The sequence below is a fragment of the Stenotrophomonas sp. TD3 genome (genome assembly GCF_001939825.1).
Taxonomy (GTDB): domain Bacteria; phylum Pseudomonadota; class Gammaproteobacteria; order Xanthomonadales; family Xanthomonadaceae; genus Stenotrophomonas.
Genome location: NZ_MOYM01000001.1, coordinates 1276949 through 1291953, shown reverse-complemented (window position 1 = coordinate 1291953; position 15005 = coordinate 1276949). Strand labels below are relative to the sequence as shown.

Here is a 15005-nt window from a genome sequence, read left to right as displayed (position 1 = left end):
GGTTAGGTAAGCGGCGTATGCTTCGCAGATTCCTAACCCAGGATTAGTAATGGATATCCTCCGATGCATGCAGGCCTTCGTTGCCGTGGCCGAGCGTGGCAGCTTCGCCGGCGCCGCCGAACAGCTGCAGGTCTCGGCGGTGATGGTGGGCAAGTACATCCAGCAGCTGGAGGCGCACCTGGGGACCGCGCTGCTGCAACGGAACACCCGCCGCCAGCGCCTGACCGAAGCCGGCAGCGCCTACCTGGCCGGGTGCCGGCAGGTGCTGGAACAGGTGCAGCAGGCCGAGGCCGACGTGGCCGGCCTGCAGGTACAGCCGCGTGGCCTGCTGCGGGTCAGTGCGCCGACCACCTGGGGCAGCTGCGTGCTGGCGCCGCAGCTGGCCGGTCTGCTGCGCGCGCAGCCGCAGTTGAACATCGAGCTGGACCTGAGCAACCGCCGCGTGGATCTGATCGAGGACGGCTTCGACGTGGCGATCCGGGTCGGACCGCTGCCATCGCTGGAGGTGGTGGCGCGGCCGTTGCCTCCCTACGCGATGAGCCTGTGCGCGGCACCGTCATACCTTCGCCGGCGTGGCACGCCGCGCACGCCGGCGGATCTGGAAGGGCATGACTGCCTGAGCCATCTCGCCTGGCGTGGTGGTCATGGCTGGCAGCTGGCCAACGGCGAACAGGTGGACTGGGAGGCGCGGCTGACCTGCAACGACGGTGTTGCGCTGCGCGAGGCCGCCGTGGCCGGGGCAGGGCTGGTGCTGCAGCCGACCGCCCTGCTGGCCGGCGAGATCGCGGCCGGCCGGTTGAAGCCGCTGCTGCGCGACTACCTGCCCGAACCGCGGCCGATGCACCTGATCTACCTGCCGGATCGACGGCCGCGCCCGCGGTTGCAGTGCTTCGTCGATTTCGTCATGGCCACATTGGGGCAATGAGCATCTACGTCTTGCATGGATGATGGTAGGTGCCGACCGTTGGAGTTGCTGTGGTGGGTGCCGACCGTTGGTCGGCACGCCTGTTTCAATCATTCGCCGCAGACAGTTCCTGACCACGCACCTGCGCGGCGCGCAGCGCGGTGTCCACCAGCGCTTCGAAACCACCGGCCTGGAAGCGCTCGATCGCGGCCTGGGTGGTGCCGTTCGGCGAGGTCACGCGGCGGCGCAGCTCGGCGGGGCTTTCACCGGCTTCATCCAGCATGCGCGAGGCGCCCAGCAGGGTCTGCACCACCAGCGTGCGCGCGGCCTCGGCCGGCAGGCCCTGGGCAATGCCCGCCGCTTCCATCGCTTCGGCCAGCAGGAACACGTAGGCCGGCCCGCTGCCGGACACGGCAGTGACCGAATCCATCAGCGCCTCGCGCTCGATCCACACGGTACGGCCGGCACTGGCCAATACCTGCTCGGCCTGCGCGTGCTGCTGTGCATCCACCGACGGCGTGGCATACAGGCCGGTCACGCCGGCGCCGAGCAGGGCCGGCGTGTTGGGCATTGCACGCACCACCGGCAGGTTGCCGCCCAGCCAGCGTTCCAGCTGCGCGCTGGTGATGCCGGCGGCAATGGACACCACCAGCGGCCGGTTCGCCTGGGCCAGTGCCTGCAGCGACTGGCAGACCTCGCGCAGCACCTGCGGCTTTACCGCCAGCAGCCAGGTGCGGCCCTGTGCGGCGGCATCGGCGGCGTTGTCGTGTACCTGTACGCCGAAATCGGTGGCCAGCGACTCGCGCAGTGCGGCAACCGGTTCGGCCACGTGGAAGTGCGCGGCGGGCACGCCCTGGCGGATCAGGCCGGCGATCAGGCTGCGCGCCATGTTGCCGCCGCCGATGAAGGTGATGGAATCAGCTGCCATGGAAGTCTCCTTGGAAAATCAGGCCGGGCGCGGGCGCGCGCCGAACAGGGCGGTGCCGATGCGCACCAGGGTGGCGCCCTCGGCGATGGCTTCGGCGTAGTCGCTGCTCATGCCCATCGACAGCGTGTCGACCTGCGCGTACTGGGCGGCCAGTGACTGGAAAAGGGCGCGCATGCGCACGAACGCATCCCGACGGCGCTCGGCCTCCGGCCACGGCGCCGGAATCGCCATCAGGCCACGCAGGCGCAGCTGGGGTTCGGCGGCGATCGCGGCGGCCAATGCGTCCACGGCCTCCGGCGCACAGCCGTGCTTGCTGGACTCATCGTCGATGTTGACCTGGATCAGCACGTTCAGCGGGCCGCGCGTGGCCGGGCGATGGCGCGCCAGCACCGTCACCAGCTTGGGACGGTCCACGCTCTGCACCCAGTCGAAATGGGTGGCCACGGCATCGGCCTTGTTCGACTGCAGGTGGCCGATCAGGTGCCACTCCAGCGCCAGGTGCTGCAGCGCCTGCATCTTGGCCAGCGCTTCCTGCACATAGTTCTCGCCGAAGGCATGCTGGCCCTGTGCGGCCAGCGCGGCCACGGCCTCGGCCGGTTGGGTCTTGGAAACGGCCAGCAGGCGCGGATCGGGCCGGCCGGCCGCCTCGGCGGCAGCATGCAGGTTGCTCAGGATCTGGGGCAGGGGAGTGGCCACGTAACGCGTTCCGTTGAATCAGGAGGCTATACTGCCGCCCGGGGAAAGATCCTTCCAGTCGAAGCCGTTATTGGGGAGTAGCCGCTCATGGATATCGCCGAACTGCTGGCGTTTTCCGTAAAGAACAAAGCGTCCGACCTGCACCTGTCCGCAGGCCTGCCGCCGATGATCCGCGTGGACGGCGATGTTCGCCGGATCAACATCCCAGCCCTGGACCACAAGCAGGTCCACGCGCTGGTGTACGACATCATGTCCGACAAGCAGCGCCGCGATTACGAGGAATTCCTCGAAGTGGACTTCTCCTTCGAGATCCCGTCGCTGGCGCGCTTCCGTGTGAACGCGTTCAACCAGAACCGCGGCGCCGGTGCGGTGTTCCGTACCATTCCGTCCGAGGTGCTCACCCTCGAGGACCTGGCCTGCCCGCCGCTGTTCCGCGAGGTGATCCAGCAGCCGCAGGGCCTGATCCTGGTGACCGGCCCGACCGGTTCGGGCAAGTCGACCACGCTGGCGGCGATGATCGACTACATCAACAAGAACGAATACGGCCACATCCTCACCGTCGAGGATCCGATCGAATTCGTGCACACCTCGCAGAAGTGCCTGATCAACCAGCGCGAAGTGCACCGCGACACGCATGGCTTCAACGAAGCGCTGCGCTCGGCGCTGCGTGAGGACCCGGACATCATCCTGGTCGGCGAACTCCGTGACCTGGAAACCATCCGCCTGGCACTGACCGCCGCGGAAACCGGCCACCTGGTGTTCGGCACCCTGCACACCAGTTCGGCGGCCAAGACCATCGACCGTATCATCGACGTGTTCCCGGCCGGCGAAAAGCCGATGGTGCGTTCGATGCTGTCCGAGTCGCTGCGTGCGGTGATCTCGCAGGCACTGCTGAAGAAGGTCGGCGGCGGTCGTACCGCTGCGTGGGAAATCATGGTCGGCACCCCGGCCATCCGCAACCTGATCCGCGAGGACAAGGTGGCGCAGATGTACTCGGCCATCCAGACCGGCCAGCAGTACGGAATGATGACCCTGGACCAGCACCTGCAGGACCTGGTCAAGCGCAGCCTGATCACCCGCAACCAGGCCCGCGAGTACGCCAAGGACAAGCGCCTGTTCGAGTAAGGCGGGGCAGCAACGGGACGGCGTGCGCCAGTGCGCCGCCGTACCCGCGCCGTTTCCTCCACCGACCGTTTCCTGGTACATGCCCCATTGGGAGCCCGCCGTGAACACCACCGCGACCACCATCGATTTCACTTCGTTCCTCAAGCTGATGGCGCACCAGCGCGCCTCGGACCTGTTCATCACCGCCGGCATGCCGCCGGCGATGAAGGTCAACGGCAAGATCTCGCCGATCACGCAGACCCCGCTCACGCCGCAGCAGAGCCGCGACCTGGTCCTCAACGTGATGACCCCGGCACAGCGCGAGGAATTCGAGAAGACCCACGAATGCAACTTCGCCATCGGCCTGTCCGGTGTCGGCCGCTTCCGCGTCAGCTGCTTCTACCAGCGCAACCAGGTCGGCATGGTGCTGCGTCGCATCGAGACGCGCATTCCGACCGTGGAAGAACTGAGCCTGCCGCCGATCATCAAGACGCTGGCGATGACCAAGCGCGGCATCATCCTGTTCGTCGGTGCCACCGGTACCGGTAAATCGACCTCGCTGGCAGCGATGATCGGCTACCGCAACCAGAACTCGACCGGCCACATCATCACCATCGAAGACCCGATCGAATTCGTGCACAAGCACGAGGGCTGCATCATCACCCAGCGCGAGGTCGGCATCGATACCGACAGCTGGGAAGCGGCGCTGAAGAACACCCTGCGCCAGGCGCCGGACGTGATCATGATCGGCGAGGTGCGTACCCGCGAAGGCATGGACCACGCCATCGCATTCGCCGAAACCGGCCACCTGGTGCTGTGCACCCTGCATGCCAACAACGCCAACCAGGCGATGGACCGCATCGTCAACTTCTTCCCGGAAGACCGCCGCAACCAGTTGCTGATGGACCTGTCGCTGAACCTCAAGGGCGTGGTCGCGCAGCAGCTGGTGCCGTCGCCCGATGGCCGCTCGCGCAAGGTGGCGATGGAGATCCTGCTGGGCACGCCGCTGGTGCAGGACTACATCCGCGACGGCGAGATCCACAAGCTGAAGGAAGTGATGAAGGACTCGGTCCAGCTGGGCATGAAGACCTTCGACCAGAGCCTGTTCGAGCTGTACCAGGCCGGCGAGATCAGCTACGAGGACGCGCTGCGCTACGCCGATTCGCAGAACGAAGTACGTCTGCGCATCAAGCTCAGCCAGGGCGGCGATGCCCGCACCCTGTCGCAGGGGCTGGATGGCGTGGAGATTTCCGAGATCCGGTGACCGGACGGGCGCCTGCAGGCGCCCTCTGCTCCGGGATGACCGCAGCGCCGGATGCACGCCGGCGTGAACCTGCCAGGGAGGCCTGCATGCGTGCGACTGCGAGCGTGATACTGGCCATCGCCGTGCTGCTGCAGGCCGGTTGTGCCCGCCCGCCCGAGCACGCGGCTCCTGTGGCGATGGAAGGCTGCGGTGATCCGCAGGCACAGGCCTGGTATCTGCTGCCGCTGCCTGCGGTGGAGCCTAGCGACGACCGGCCTCCCTTCATCGATTTCACCGGGTTTGCGAGGGCGACCTACGTTGCCCGGTTGCGGGATCTGGGTGACTTGCCAGAGCCGTCGTTCCGCTGTGGCAGCGTACCGGTCCAAGCGTATCGCTTCATCTGGGATCCTGCGTTTTTCCCGGGCGTGGTCATACGTGCGCAGCGCAACGCAGCGGGCCAGGCGTGGATCGTCGGGCGCAGTGCACGCGATTTCGAGATTCCCGGATCGTCGCCCGGGCGTCCATCCAGCGTCATCAAGGGCGGCACGTGCGCTCCACCGCGCGCGCTGAGTGCGCAGGAATGGAAGGCCATCGCCGCCGCGTTTTCGCTGTTGCAGGGCGAAGACTCGAGCGCTGGGCTTGATGGCTCATCGTGGATGTTCGAGTCCGTGGTGGACGGCGAGCAGCGTTGGTTCGCGCGATGGGTGCCGCGGGATCCGGCGTTCCGCAACACTGGCAGGATGATGGTGGAACTGGCGGGGTGCACTGACACCCTGCAGGGCATGGAATGACCGGCGCGCCGCCGATTGATGAATTCCAGTCATGACCGACTGCCATCCAGCCGGTTCAATCCACCGCCAATGCAGGCGTATCGTCAGCGCTCCCCCTCTGGAGCACGACGATGCAGACACGTGAACTCGGCCGCAGCGGCCTGAAGGTTTCCGCCCTGGGCCTGGGCTGCATGGGCCTGACCCACGCCTATGGCCAGCCGGTGGAGCGCAGCCAGGGCATCGCCCTGCTGCAGGCCGCCGTCGAGCGTGGCGTGACCTTCTTCGACACCGCCGAGGTGTATGGCCCGTACACCAACGAAGACCTGCTCGGTGAAGCGTTGGCGCCGTATCGCGGCAAGCTGGTGATCGCCACCAAGTTCGGCTTCAAGGACGCGCGCGTCGATACCGGCCTGGACAGCCGCCCGGAGAACATCCGAGCGGTGGCCGAAGCCAGCCTCAAGCGCCTGCGCACCGACCATATCGACCTGTTCTACCAGCACCGCGTGGACCCGAACGTGCCGATCGAGGACGTGGCCGGCACCGTGCGCGACCTGATCGCCGAAGGCAAGGTCGGCCACTTCGGCCTGTCCGAGGCCAGCGCCGCCACCGTGCGCCGTGCGCATGCGGTGCAGCCGGTCGCCGCCGTGCAGAGCGAGTACTCGCTGTGGTGGCGCGAGCCGGAGCGCGAGCTGCTGCCGACCCTGCAGGAACTGGGCATCGGCTTCGTGCCGTTCAGCCCGCTGGGCCGCGGCTTCCTGACCGGCGCGATCAACGCCGACACTACCTTCGACGCCAACGATTTCCGCAACAGCGTGCCGCGTTTCCAGGTGGAAGCACGTCGTGCCAACCAGGCACTGGTTGATCGCATCGGCACGATTGCTGCCGCACGTGGCGCCACGCCGGCACAGGTCGCGCTGGCCTGGCTGCTGGCGCAGGCGCCGTGGATCGTGCCGATCCCGGGCACCACGAAGGTCCATCGCCTGGAAGAGAACCTGGGCGCGGCCGACCTGCAGTTGGCACCGGAGGACCTGCAGCGCATCGCGCAGGCACTGGACGAAGTGTCGATCGTCGGCGAGCGCTACAACGCGCAGCGTGCGGCGCAGGCCAAGGGCTGACCACCCGGTGGGTGTGGACCGCCGGTAGGTGCGGACCGTTGGTGGTGGGTGCGGACCGTTGGTCCGCACTCCTCAACCCTCACCCCATCGGCCCGCGCAACGCATCAAGCACCGTGCGCATCGCCACGGTGACGTGGCGGCGCGATGGGTAATACGCGTAGTAGCCATCAAAGTGCGGGCACCAGTCGTCCAGCACCGACTGCAGGCGACCATCGTCCAGCATCGGCTGCACCTGGTCTTCCGGCAGCCAGGCCAATCCGCTGCCGGCCAGCGCCGCGGCGCGGGTCATGCCCATGGTGTTGAAGGTCCACTGGCCCGTCACGCGCACGCTCAGTTCGTTGCCGTCCTGGCCGAAATCCCACGGCATCAGTCCACCATGCGTGGGCAGGCGCAGGGTCACGCAGTTGTGCCCGGCCAGATCGTCCGGATGCTGCGGCACCACGTGCTGGCGGAAGTAGCTGGGCGCGCCGACCACGCGCATGCGCAGCGGCGGGCTGATCGGCACCGCGACCATGTCGCGGGCCAGCCGCTCGCCGAGGCGGATGCCGATGTCGTAGCGTTCGGCGACGATGTCGGCCAGGCCGTAGTCGGTGGTCAGTTCCACCTTCAGGTCCGGATAGCGCTGCAGCAGCGGCGCCAGCCGCGGCCAGGCAAGGTACTCGGCAGCATGGCCGGTGGCGTTGATGCGGATGGTGCCGGCGGGGCGCTCGCGGTACTCGGCCAGCGCGGCCAGTTCGTCCTCGATCTCGGCCAGGCGTGGAGCGAGGGTCTCGAGCAGGCGGGCGCCAGCTTCGGTGGTGGACACGCTGCGGGTGGTACGGGTCAGCAGGCGCACACCCAAGCGCTGTTCCAGGCCGCGCATGGCATGGCTGAGCGCTGACTGGGACACGCCGAGCTGGGCGGCGGCCTTGGTGAAGCTGCCCTCGCGGGCAACGTGGACGAAGGCCTGCAGGTCGTTGAGGTTTTCACGGGGCATGCAGGGATGATACGGCTCCCGGATTGAGCGGAGCTGTCGATTTCCGGCTCGCCGGTTCGTCGTAACGGTACATCCAACGCAAGGAGCTTCCGCATGAGCACTGAAAAGCCCAAGGGCCCAGCCTCGTACTTCCCCTCCATCGAGAAGACCTACGGGCAGCCGGTCGCGCACTGGTTCGGGCTGCTGGCGGGCAAGAAGGGCCTGAAACACATGGAGCTGGTCAGCTTCCTGAAAAGCGAACATGGGCTGGGCCACGGCCATGCCAACGCGCTGGTGGCGCATCACCTGGCCGGCAAGGGTTGATCAGCGGCGGGCAGCGGGCCGGGGCGGGCGCATTCAGCTGAACGATTTCATCTGCAACTGTCATGCAGATCGTGTCTAATACCGCTCCCCACCTGCTGTTCCCCCACCCGCATGTCCCTTCCCTCCCATGGCCCCGCGCCGTGCGACGACGCTGACGGCCATCTGGTCACCGCCGGTCCGCTGACCCCGCCGCCCGACAGTGCCGGCACCACCGCCGACGAAAAAGCGCTGCGTCACTCGATCGCCGAGGACGTGCAGGGCATGGTGCTGGCCACGATGGTGGCCTCGCTGGGCCTGGCCATCTTCGCCAAGGGTGGGCTGATGATCGGTGGCATGGCCGGCATGGCGTTCCTGCTGCACTACGCGATGGGCTGGAACTTCGGCCTGGTATTCGTGCTGGTCAACCTGCCGTTCTACTGGGTGGCGCTGCGGCGCATGGGCTGGGAATTCACCCTGAAGACCTTCGCCGCGGTCACCGCCTGTGGCGTGCTGACCGACCTGCTGCCGCGCTGGATCGACTTCTCGCACATCAACCCGTTGTATTCGGCGATCGTGGGCGGTGCACTGTCCGGCCTGGGCATCCTGTTCTTCATCCGCCACCGCGCCAGCCTCGGCGGCATCGGCATCCTGGCGGTGTACCTGCAGCGCACCCGCGGCTGGAGCGCCGGCAAGGTGCAGATGTCCTACGACGCCTGCCTGATGGTGGCCGCGTTCTTCGTGCTGTCGCCGTCGAAGGTGCTGTACTCGGCCATCGGCGCGGTGGTGCTCAGCCTGGTGCTGATGTTCAACCACCGCCCTGGCCGCTACATGGGCGTGTGACGATTCGACGGTATTGCCGGCCGCTGGCCGGCAACACCTGTGGCCTCCCGAGGCTGCCGGCCAGCGGCCGGCACTACCGGGAAGCCTGCAACCACGGCGGCGACAGCGTCAACAGCCGCGCATGCACCGGGCAGTCCGCGGCGTGCGCACCCGGCAGGTAGCCCAGGCTCATCAGGAATTCGCCGGTGATCTCGCCGCCGGTGAAGCGGAACGTCTTCTTGAACAGCTTCACCCAGTCGGCCTTGCTGCGCGGGTGATGCGCATCCAGCCACGCCGCGAAACTGCCATGGCTGGCCCGCAGCTGCTGGATCACCTGCGCATTGTGGATCGCCGCCAGCACCTTCAGCCGGTTGCGGATGATGCCCGCGTCCGACAGCAGGCGCTCGATGTCCTGCTCGGCGTAGGCCGCCACGCGGTCGACTTCGAAACCGTCATAGGCCGTGCGGAAGCCCTCGCGCTTCTTCAGGATCGTCTCCCAGCTCAGCCCGGCCTGGTTGATTTCCAGCACCAGCCGCTCGAACAGTTCGCGCTCGTCACGCTGCGGGAAGCCGTATTCGTTGGCGTGGTAGTAGTCGTGCACCGGATGGCCCGGGGCGATGAGGCAGTAGCCGGACACGTTGAATTCCTGCGGTACGGGCTGGCCATTATGCGCGCCGTGACCGTCGGGTGGAGGCGCCCGGGGCGCCCAACCGCTAGAATGGCGGCATGCCTGTAACGCCGACCTCCCTTGCCGATCACCTGCTCGTCGCGCTGCCGTCGCTGCTCGACGCGACCTTTGCCCGCAGCGTCGCGCTGATCTGCCAGCACGACGAGAACGGGGCGATGGGCGTGCTGGTCAACCAGCCGTCCGAATACACGCTGGGTGAAGTGCTCGCACAGATGGACATCGCCACCGGCGACGGTGACCTGCAGGCCCGCATGGTGCTCAACGGGGGGCCGGTGCATCCCGAACGCGGCTTCGTCATCCATGACGACGCGCGGGCGTGGGATTCCAGCCTGACCGTGGGCGAAGGCCTGTACCTGACTACCTCGCGCGACATCCTTGAAGCGATGGCGCGCGGCGAAGGCCCGGCCAATGCCGTGGTCACCCTCGGTTGTGCCGGTTGGGGTGCAGGGCAGCTGGAAAGCGAACTGTCCGAGAACAGCTGGCTGACCGTGCCGGCCGACGCCGAACTGGTGTTCCAGCTGCCGCTGGAGCAGCGCTGGCAGGGTGCGGCCTCGCGCATCGGCGTGGACCTGTTCCGGCTGACCGACTACAGCGGCCATGTCTGAGCCGGCCGCGCCCGCACCGGTTCCTGCTGCCCCGGCGATCCGCCGTGACGGCACCGTACTGGGGTTCGACGTCGGCTCACGGCGGATCGGCGTGGCCATCGGCAGTGCCTTCGCTGCGCATGCGCGCGCGGTGGCGGTGGTCGATGTGCACGGCAATGGCCCGGACTGGACCGCGATCGAACGCCTGCTCAAGGAATGGAAGCCTGACGGCCTGGTGGTCGGCGACCCGCTGACCCTGGACGGCCAGGACCAGCCCAACCGCAAGCGTGCGCAGGGCTTTGCCCGCCAGCTGCGGGAACGCTTCAAGCTGCCGGTGGTGATGATCGACGAGCGTTCCAGCTCGGTCGAGGCCGCACGCCGCTTCGCTGTCGAGCGCGCCGAAGGGCGCAAGCGCCGCCGCGATGCGGCCGCCCTCGATGCCGTGGCCGCGGCGGTGATCATCGACCGCTGGCTGTCGTCGCCGGACGACGCCACCCCCATTCCCTGACTGCCCGACACCGCCATGACCGCCCAGCAAATCGATGCCTCCGGACGCCTGCGCCACCTGCTGACCCTCGAGGGCCTGCCGCGCGAAACCCTGCTGCAGCTGCTCGACCGGGCGGGGCAGATCCGCGACGCTGCGGTCGGTCGCGTCGGCAACAAGCGCCACGTGCTGGCCGGTTCGGCGGTATGCACACTGTTCTTCGAGCCGTCCACGCGCACCCGCAGCTCGTTCCAGCTGGCCGCGCAGCGCCTGGGCGCCGATGTGCTCAACTTCGATGCCTCGACCTCGTCCACGCGCAAGGGCGAAACCGCCTGCGACACGCTGCGCAACCTGGAAGCGATGGGCGTGCGCGGCTTCGTGGTGCGCCACCCCGATGATGGCGCGGTGGCCGCGCTGGCCGAAGCGGCGGGCGAGGGCACCGCGCTGATCAATGCCGGCGACGGCCGCAGCTCGCACCCGACCCAGGGCCTGCTGGACATGCTGACCCTGCGCCAGGCCAAGGGCCCGGATTTCTCGAAGCTGAAAGTGGTGATCGTCGGCGACGTGAAGCATTCGCGCGTGGCCCGCACCGACCTGCATGCGCTGCGCACGCTGGGCGTGGGCGAGATCCGCGTGTGCGGCCCGCAGTCGCTGCTGCCGGACGACGAGACCCTGAAGGGCTGCGTCGTCGGCGATGATTTCGACGCGATGCTGGAAGGCGTCGACGCGCTGATGATGCTGCGCCTGCAGCGCGAGCGCATGGAAGAAGGCCTGGTACCGTCGCTGGAGCAGTACCACGCCCAGTACGGACTGACCAACGAACGCCTGGCGCGCGCCGGCAAGGATGCCGCGGTGCTGCACCCGGGCCCGATCAATCGCGGCGTGGAAGTCACCGACGAGGTGGCCGACGGCCCGCAGTCGTGGGTGCTGCGCCAGGTCGCCAACGGCGTCGCCGTGCGCATGGCCGTGCTGGAAACCCTATTGGGCTGATCGCAATCTTGACGGCATGGGTGGGTGCCGACCGTTGGTCGGCACAATGGGAATTCGCCTTGAACTGCCTGGGTAGGTGCCGACCGTTGGTCGGCACAGAGCCATCAGTCCAGTGAAGTGGCGAGCGTAGCCATTGATTGGCTACAGGCCTACCTGCATCGGAGTGGTTGCCCGATAGAAGGTGACTGCTGGCAAGCACACGCTTGTGCCGATGAATCGCGCACGCCTACGCCTTGGCCGCCATTCCCGGATCGGGCAATCCTACATCCTGACCACCGTCACCCAGGGCCGTCGACACTACTTCGACGACGCCACTGCGGCGCAGGTGGTGATGGAGGTGATCCGTCGTCTTGATGCTGACGGTCTGACGCACTCGCTTGCCTATGTGGTCATGCCGGATCATGTCCATTGGCTTGTGGAGCTCCGCGCGTTCTCGCTGGACTACGTCATGCAACGCTTCAAATCGAGCAGTGCATTGCGGACCAACCGCATGCTGGGTAGATCAGGGCGATTCTGGCAATCGAGCTATCACGATCACGCCATTCGTTCCGATGAATCGCTGTTCCGGCACGCGATGTACATCGTCGCCAACCCGATCAGGGCGAACTTGGCGAGCTGTCTTGGGGAGTACCCGCATGCGTGGTGCCGATGGGAGATTGATGGGCAGTTCAATGCAGAGGAACAGCCTGGATCGGAGAGATAGTGCCGACCAACGGTCGGCACCCACCACCAACTCCCATGCCGACCAACGGTTGGCACCCACCACCAACTCCCATGCCGACCAACGGTCGGCACCCACCAACAGATGTTTCCCGACAGGAGCTTTGGTCAGCGCTTCTGCGCGAACAGCCACGCCCACATCGCCGGGTCGGCGTAGGTGGCATCCCAGGCGTTGTGGTTGCCTTCCGGGTACTCGGTGTAGCGCACGTCGCGTGCGTGGGTGCCCTGGAATGCGCTGTGCAGCCTGCGGTCGTCATCCGGCGGCACCACGTCGTCCAGGGCACCGTGGAAGATCCAGATCGGCGTGTGCTGCAGTCGCCTGGCGATCACGGCATACGGATCGGATTCCTGGGCCACCTGTTCGACGAACAGGGTCGGCCGCTTGGCGCGCGGCGCGAACACGGCACCGCATACCGGCACGATCGCGGCAAAGCGGTGCGGGTCATCCAGCGCAATGTTCCAGCTGCCGTAGCCGCCCATCGACATGCCGGTCAGGTACTGCCGCGCCGGGTCGGCGCCGAACTCGGCAATGGTCGCGTCCAGTGCGGCTACGGCCATGCGGTTGTTGCGGCCGCTCCATTCCGAATGGCGCGGTGCCTGCGGGAACACCACCAGCGCCGGGAAGTCGGGATGCTCGCGCAGGTAGGGCCCCAGCCCCGAGTACGTCTGCTTGATGCCGTCGCCGCCGCGTTCGCCCGAGCCATGCAGGAACAGGACCACCGGGACGCCGCTGCCGTTGCCGGCGCCTGCCGGCTGTCCCGCCCGCACCCCCGCCGGAATGAAGACCTGGTAATAGGCGGTCTCGCCGTCCACCTTCACTGCGCGGCCCTCGAAGCGGCCGCGCGCGTTGTCCGGCATCGAGGCACAGCCGGTCATCATCAGGACCGCCAGCAGGGGCAACCAGCGCGGAATCGAACGGAGCATGGCGTTTCCCGGGGCAGCGAGGTCAGCTGCATCCTAGTCCGCCGCAGGTCAACGCGGCATCATGCGCCGCGTCACTCCGGTCGTGGGAAGCTGGCGATGATGTCCAGCTGCTCCTGCGCCTCGGCATTGCCGTCGGCGGCGGCGGCCTGCACCTGCGCGATGTCCGGGTGCAGTACCACCAGCAGCGGGTTCTCGCAGACCGGGCAGTCGTACTCGGTGGCGTCCTCGTCCAGCTCCATCTCCATGGCGCGCGAGCTGCCCTTCCATTCGCAGGCCGGGCAGGTGTGCTGCTGGTCGCGCCAGCCGGGCTGGAAGTAGTTTTCGATCGTTGTTGCCATGGGTGTTCCAGTTGGGATCGGGTCAGAGCCCCGCGTGGCGGGGATCCGACCCGGCAGGGTTCAGTGCAGCAGCACCAGCGTGGCCAGGCCGAGGAAGGTGAAGAAGCCCATGGAGTCGGTCACGGCGGTCAGGAAAATGCCGCTGGCCAGCGCCGGGTCGAAGCCGAAGCGTTTCAGGGTCAATGGCACCAGCACGCCGGCCAGCGCGGCGAACAGCAGGTTGCAGGTCAGCGCGATGGCGATCACCGCCGACAGCCCGGGCGAGTGGAACCAGGCCAGCACGATCAGCCCCAGCACGGAACCCAGCATCACGCCGTTCAACAAGGCGACCCGCACTTCCTTCCACAGCAGCGTGCGCGCGTTGGACGCGCCCACCTGGCCCAGTGCCAGGCCGCGCACCATCAGCGCCAGCACCTGGGTGCCGGCATTGCCGCCCAGGCCCGCCACGATCGGCATCAGCACGGCCAGCGCCACCAGCTTGTCGATGGTGCCTTCGAAGTGGCCGACCACGCTGGAGGCCAGGAAGGCGGTGCACAGGTTCACCGACAGCCACATCAGGCGCCGGCGCATGGCGCGCCAGACCGGGCTGAACAGATCCTCGTCCTCGTCCAGGCCTGCGGCGCCCAGCGCCTGGTGCTCGGCCTGGCCACGGATGATGTCGACCACGTCATCGATGGTGATGCGGCCGATCAGGATGTTGTTGTCGTCCACCACCGGCGCGGAGATCCAGTCATGGTCGGAGAACTGGCGGGCGACTTCCTGGTCGCTCTCGCCGACGTCGATGGCCGGCTGCTCGTCGTCGATCAGGCGGTTGATCGGCGTGGTGTCCTCGTGGGTCACCAGTGCCGCCAGCGACACCCGGCCGAGGTACTGGTGGCGCCGGCTGACCACGAACAGGTGGTCGGTGTGGTCCGGCAGTTCGCCGCGCAGGCGCAGGTAACGCAGCACCACATCGACGTTGACGTCGGCGCGCACGGTCACCACGTCCGGGTTCATCAGGCGGCCGGCGCTGTCCTCGGGATAGGACAGCACCTGTTCCAGGCGCTCGCGGTTCTCGCGGTCCATCGACTTGAGGACCTCGTCGATGACCGTATCCGGCAGGTCTTCGACCAGGTCGGCCAGGTCGTCGATGTCCAGGTCTTCGACCGCGGCGATGATCTCGTCCGGGTCCATGTCCGCGAGCAGGCTCTCGCGCACGTCTTCGCCGACGTGGACCAGCACCTCGCCGTCATCTTCCGGGTCGACCAGGCCCCACACCACCTCGCGCTTGCCTGGCGGCAGCGATTCCAGCAGGTTGCCGATCTCGGCCGGGGCCAGGGTGTTGACCAGCCGACGTACCGGGCCCAGCCGGCCGCTGTCCAGTGCATCGGACAACATCCGCAGTTGGCGCGCAGTCTTGTCGTGGCGTACAGCTTCAGCCATCGCAGCTCCCGCGGGATA

The 15005-nt window shown here is 67.4% G+C and carries 18 protein-coding genes; 11 read left to right on the top strand and 7 right to left on the bottom strand.

The features are described from left to right. Positions 1–49: 49 nt before the first annotated feature. Positions 50–925 (top strand): LysR family transcriptional regulator, encoded by an 876-nt coding sequence (locus tag BKE09_RS06100; RefSeq protein WP_075675170.1) that lies wholly within the window; start codon positions 50–52, stop codon positions 923–925. Between the two features lie 85 nt (positions 926–1010). On the opposite strand, the gene proC is transcribed toward BKE09_RS06100, so the two are convergent. Both proC and BKE09_RS06090 read right to left on the bottom strand, forming a co-directional pair. Next, positions 1011–1832: a pyrroline-5-carboxylate reductase gene (proC, locus tag BKE09_RS06095; RefSeq protein WP_075675169.1), complete on the bottom strand. Its 822-nt coding sequence runs from the start codon at positions 1830–1832 to the stop codon at positions 1011–1013. An 18-nt stretch (positions 1833–1850) separates the two neighbouring features. Continuing rightward, on the bottom strand, positions 1851–2528 hold the full coding sequence (locus BKE09_RS06090; RefSeq protein ID WP_075675168.1) for a YggS family pyridoxal phosphate-dependent enzyme: 678 nt from the start codon (positions 2526–2528) through the stop codon (positions 1851–1853). An 87-nt stretch (positions 2529–2615) separates the two neighbouring features. On the opposite strand from BKE09_RS06090, the gene BKE09_RS06085 reads away from it, so the two are divergent. The 4 genes from BKE09_RS06085 (at position 2616) to BKE09_RS06070 (ending at position 6760) form a co-directional block, all read left to right on the top strand. Continuing rightward, positions 2616–3653, top strand: a complete 1038-nt coding sequence (locus BKE09_RS06085; protein ID WP_004147099.1) for a type IV pilus twitching motility protein PilT — start codon at positions 2616–2618, stop codon at positions 3651–3653. Positions 3654–3753: 100 nt separating this feature from the next. Further along, positions 3754–4896, top strand: coding sequence for a PilT/PilU family type 4a pilus ATPase (locus BKE09_RS06080; protein WP_005408369.1), 1143 nt, complete (start codon positions 3754–3756; stop codon positions 4894–4896). 35 nt (positions 4897–4931) lie between these two features. After that, positions 4932–5666, top strand: coding sequence for a hypothetical protein (locus tag BKE09_RS06075; RefSeq protein WP_139319623.1), 735 nt, complete (start codon positions 4932–4934; stop codon positions 5664–5666). A gap of 110 nt (positions 5667–5776) precedes the next feature. Next, complete coding sequence (locus BKE09_RS06070; RefSeq protein ID WP_075675166.1) at positions 5777–6760, top strand: aldo/keto reductase; 984 nt, start codon at positions 5777–5779, stop codon at positions 6758–6760. A gap of 79 nt (positions 6761–6839) precedes the next feature. On the opposite strand, the gene BKE09_RS06065 is transcribed toward BKE09_RS06070, so the two are convergent. Continuing rightward, positions 6840–7736 (bottom strand): LysR family transcriptional regulator, encoded by an 897-nt coding sequence (locus tag BKE09_RS06065; RefSeq protein ID WP_075675165.1) that lies wholly within the window; start codon positions 7734–7736, stop codon positions 6840–6842. Between the two features lie 93 nt (positions 7737–7829). Here BKE09_RS06065 and BKE09_RS06060 point away from each other — a divergent pair, with 93 nt between their 5' ends. Next, positions 7830–8039: a DUF4287 domain-containing protein gene (locus BKE09_RS06060; protein ID WP_005412490.1), complete on the top strand. Its 210-nt coding sequence runs from the start codon at positions 7830–7832 to the stop codon at positions 8037–8039. Between the two features lie 111 nt (positions 8040–8150). Beyond that, the gene (locus BKE09_RS06055) at positions 8151–8858 is read left to right on the top strand and encodes a YitT family protein (RefSeq protein ID WP_014036228.1); all 708 of its coding nucleotides are present in this window, start codon (positions 8151–8153) and stop codon (positions 8856–8858) included. 73 nt (positions 8859–8931) lie between these two features. Here the strand turns inward: BKE09_RS06055 and BKE09_RS06050 are convergent, their stop codons facing one another. Then, positions 8932–9474: a DNA-3-methyladenine glycosylase I gene (locus tag BKE09_RS06050; RefSeq protein WP_075675164.1), complete on the bottom strand. Its 543-nt coding sequence runs from the start codon at positions 9472–9474 to the stop codon at positions 8932–8934. Between the two features lie 89 nt (positions 9475–9563). Here BKE09_RS06050 and BKE09_RS06045 point away from each other — a divergent pair, with 89 nt between their 5' ends. The 4 genes from BKE09_RS06045 (at position 9564) to BKE09_RS06030 (ending at position 12286) form a co-directional block, all read left to right on the top strand. Further along, on the top strand, positions 9564–10130 hold the full coding sequence (locus BKE09_RS06045) for a YqgE/AlgH family protein (RefSeq protein WP_075675163.1): 567 nt from the start codon (positions 9564–9566) through the stop codon (positions 10128–10130). Continuing rightward, positions 10123–10617, top strand: coding sequence for a Holliday junction resolvase RuvX (ruvX, locus tag BKE09_RS06040; RefSeq protein WP_005415547.1), 495 nt, complete (start codon positions 10123–10125; stop codon positions 10615–10617). The genes BKE09_RS06045 and ruvX overlap by 8 nt, the downstream gene beginning before the upstream one ends. A 15-nt stretch (positions 10618–10632) precedes the next feature. Then, positions 10633–11583, top strand: coding sequence for an aspartate carbamoyltransferase catalytic subunit (locus BKE09_RS06035; RefSeq protein WP_014036233.1), 951 nt, complete (start codon positions 10633–10635; stop codon positions 11581–11583). A gap of 211 nt (positions 11584–11794) precedes the next feature. Further along, positions 11795–12286, top strand: a complete 492-nt coding sequence (locus tag BKE09_RS06030; protein ID WP_075675162.1) for a transposase — start codon at positions 11795–11797, stop codon at positions 12284–12286. 125 nt (positions 12287–12411) lie between these two features. Here the strand turns inward: BKE09_RS06030 and BKE09_RS06025 are convergent, their stop codons facing one another. From BKE09_RS06025 to mgtE, 3 genes are all read right to left on the bottom strand, one after another. Beyond that, positions 12412–13227, bottom strand: a complete 816-nt coding sequence (locus BKE09_RS06025) for a prolyl oligopeptidase family serine peptidase (RefSeq protein ID WP_075675161.1) — start codon at positions 13225–13227, stop codon at positions 12412–12414. Between the two features lie 71 nt (positions 13228–13298). Beyond that, on the bottom strand, positions 13299–13565 hold the full coding sequence (locus BKE09_RS06020) for a hypothetical protein (protein ID WP_014036236.1): 267 nt from the start codon (positions 13563–13565) through the stop codon (positions 13299–13301). Between the two features lie 60 nt (positions 13566–13625). After that, positions 13626–14987, bottom strand: coding sequence for a magnesium transporter (gene mgtE / locus BKE09_RS06015; RefSeq protein ID WP_008266103.1), 1362 nt, complete (start codon positions 14985–14987; stop codon positions 13626–13628). Between the last annotated feature and the right edge of the window lie 18 nt (positions 14988–15005).

Excerpts from the sequence above, each read along its gene's own strand:
- BKE09_RS06100 (WP_075675170.1), top strand. The coding sequence starts at position 50 with ATGGATATCCTCCGATGCATGCAGGCCTTCGTTGCCGTGGCCGAGCGT.
- proC (WP_075675169.1), bottom strand. The coding sequence starts at position 1,832 with ATGGCAGCTGATTCCATCACCTTCATCGGCGGCGGCAACATGGCGCGC.
- BKE09_RS06085 (WP_004147099.1), top strand. The coding sequence starts at position 2,616 with ATGGATATCGCCGAACTGCTGGCGTTTTCCGTAAAGAACAAAGCGTCC.
- BKE09_RS06075 (WP_139319623.1), top strand. The coding sequence starts at position 4,932 with ATGACCGCAGCGCCGGATGCACGCCGGCGTGAACCTGCCAGGGAGGCC.
- BKE09_RS06070 (WP_075675166.1), top strand. The coding sequence starts at position 5,777 with ATGCAGACACGTGAACTCGGCCGCAGCGGCCTGAAGGTTTCCGCCCTG.
- BKE09_RS06065 (WP_075675165.1), bottom strand. The coding sequence starts at position 7,736 with ATGCCCCGTGAAAACCTCAACGACCTGCAGGCCTTCGTCCACGTTGCC.
- BKE09_RS06060 (WP_005412490.1), top strand. The coding sequence starts at position 7,830 with ATGAGCACTGAAAAGCCCAAGGGCCCAGCCTCGTACTTCCCCTCCATC.
- BKE09_RS06055 (WP_014036228.1), top strand. The coding sequence starts at position 8,151 with ATGTCCCTTCCCTCCCATGGCCCCGCGCCGTGCGACGACGCTGACGGC.
- BKE09_RS06045 (WP_075675163.1), top strand. The coding sequence starts at position 9,564 with ATGCCTGTAACGCCGACCTCCCTTGCCGATCACCTGCTCGTCGCGCTG.
- ruvX (WP_005415547.1), top strand. The coding sequence starts at position 10,123 with ATGTCTGAGCCGGCCGCGCCCGCACCGGTTCCTGCTGCCCCGGCGATC.
- BKE09_RS06035 (WP_014036233.1), top strand. The coding sequence starts at position 10,633 with ATGACCGCCCAGCAAATCGATGCCTCCGGACGCCTGCGCCACCTGCTG.
- BKE09_RS06030 (WP_075675162.1), top strand. The coding sequence starts at position 11,795 with ATGAATCGCGCACGCCTACGCCTTGGCCGCCATTCCCGGATCGGGCAA.
- BKE09_RS06025 (WP_075675161.1), bottom strand. The coding sequence starts at position 13,227 with ATGCTCCGTTCGATTCCGCGCTGGTTGCCCCTGCTGGCGGTCCTGATG.
- BKE09_RS06020 (WP_014036236.1), bottom strand. The coding sequence starts at position 13,565 with ATGGCAACAACGATCGAAAACTACTTCCAGCCCGGCTGGCGCGACCAG.
- mgtE (WP_008266103.1), bottom strand. The coding sequence starts at position 14,987 with ATGGCTGAAGCTGTACGCCACGACAAGACTGCGCGCCAACTGCGGATG.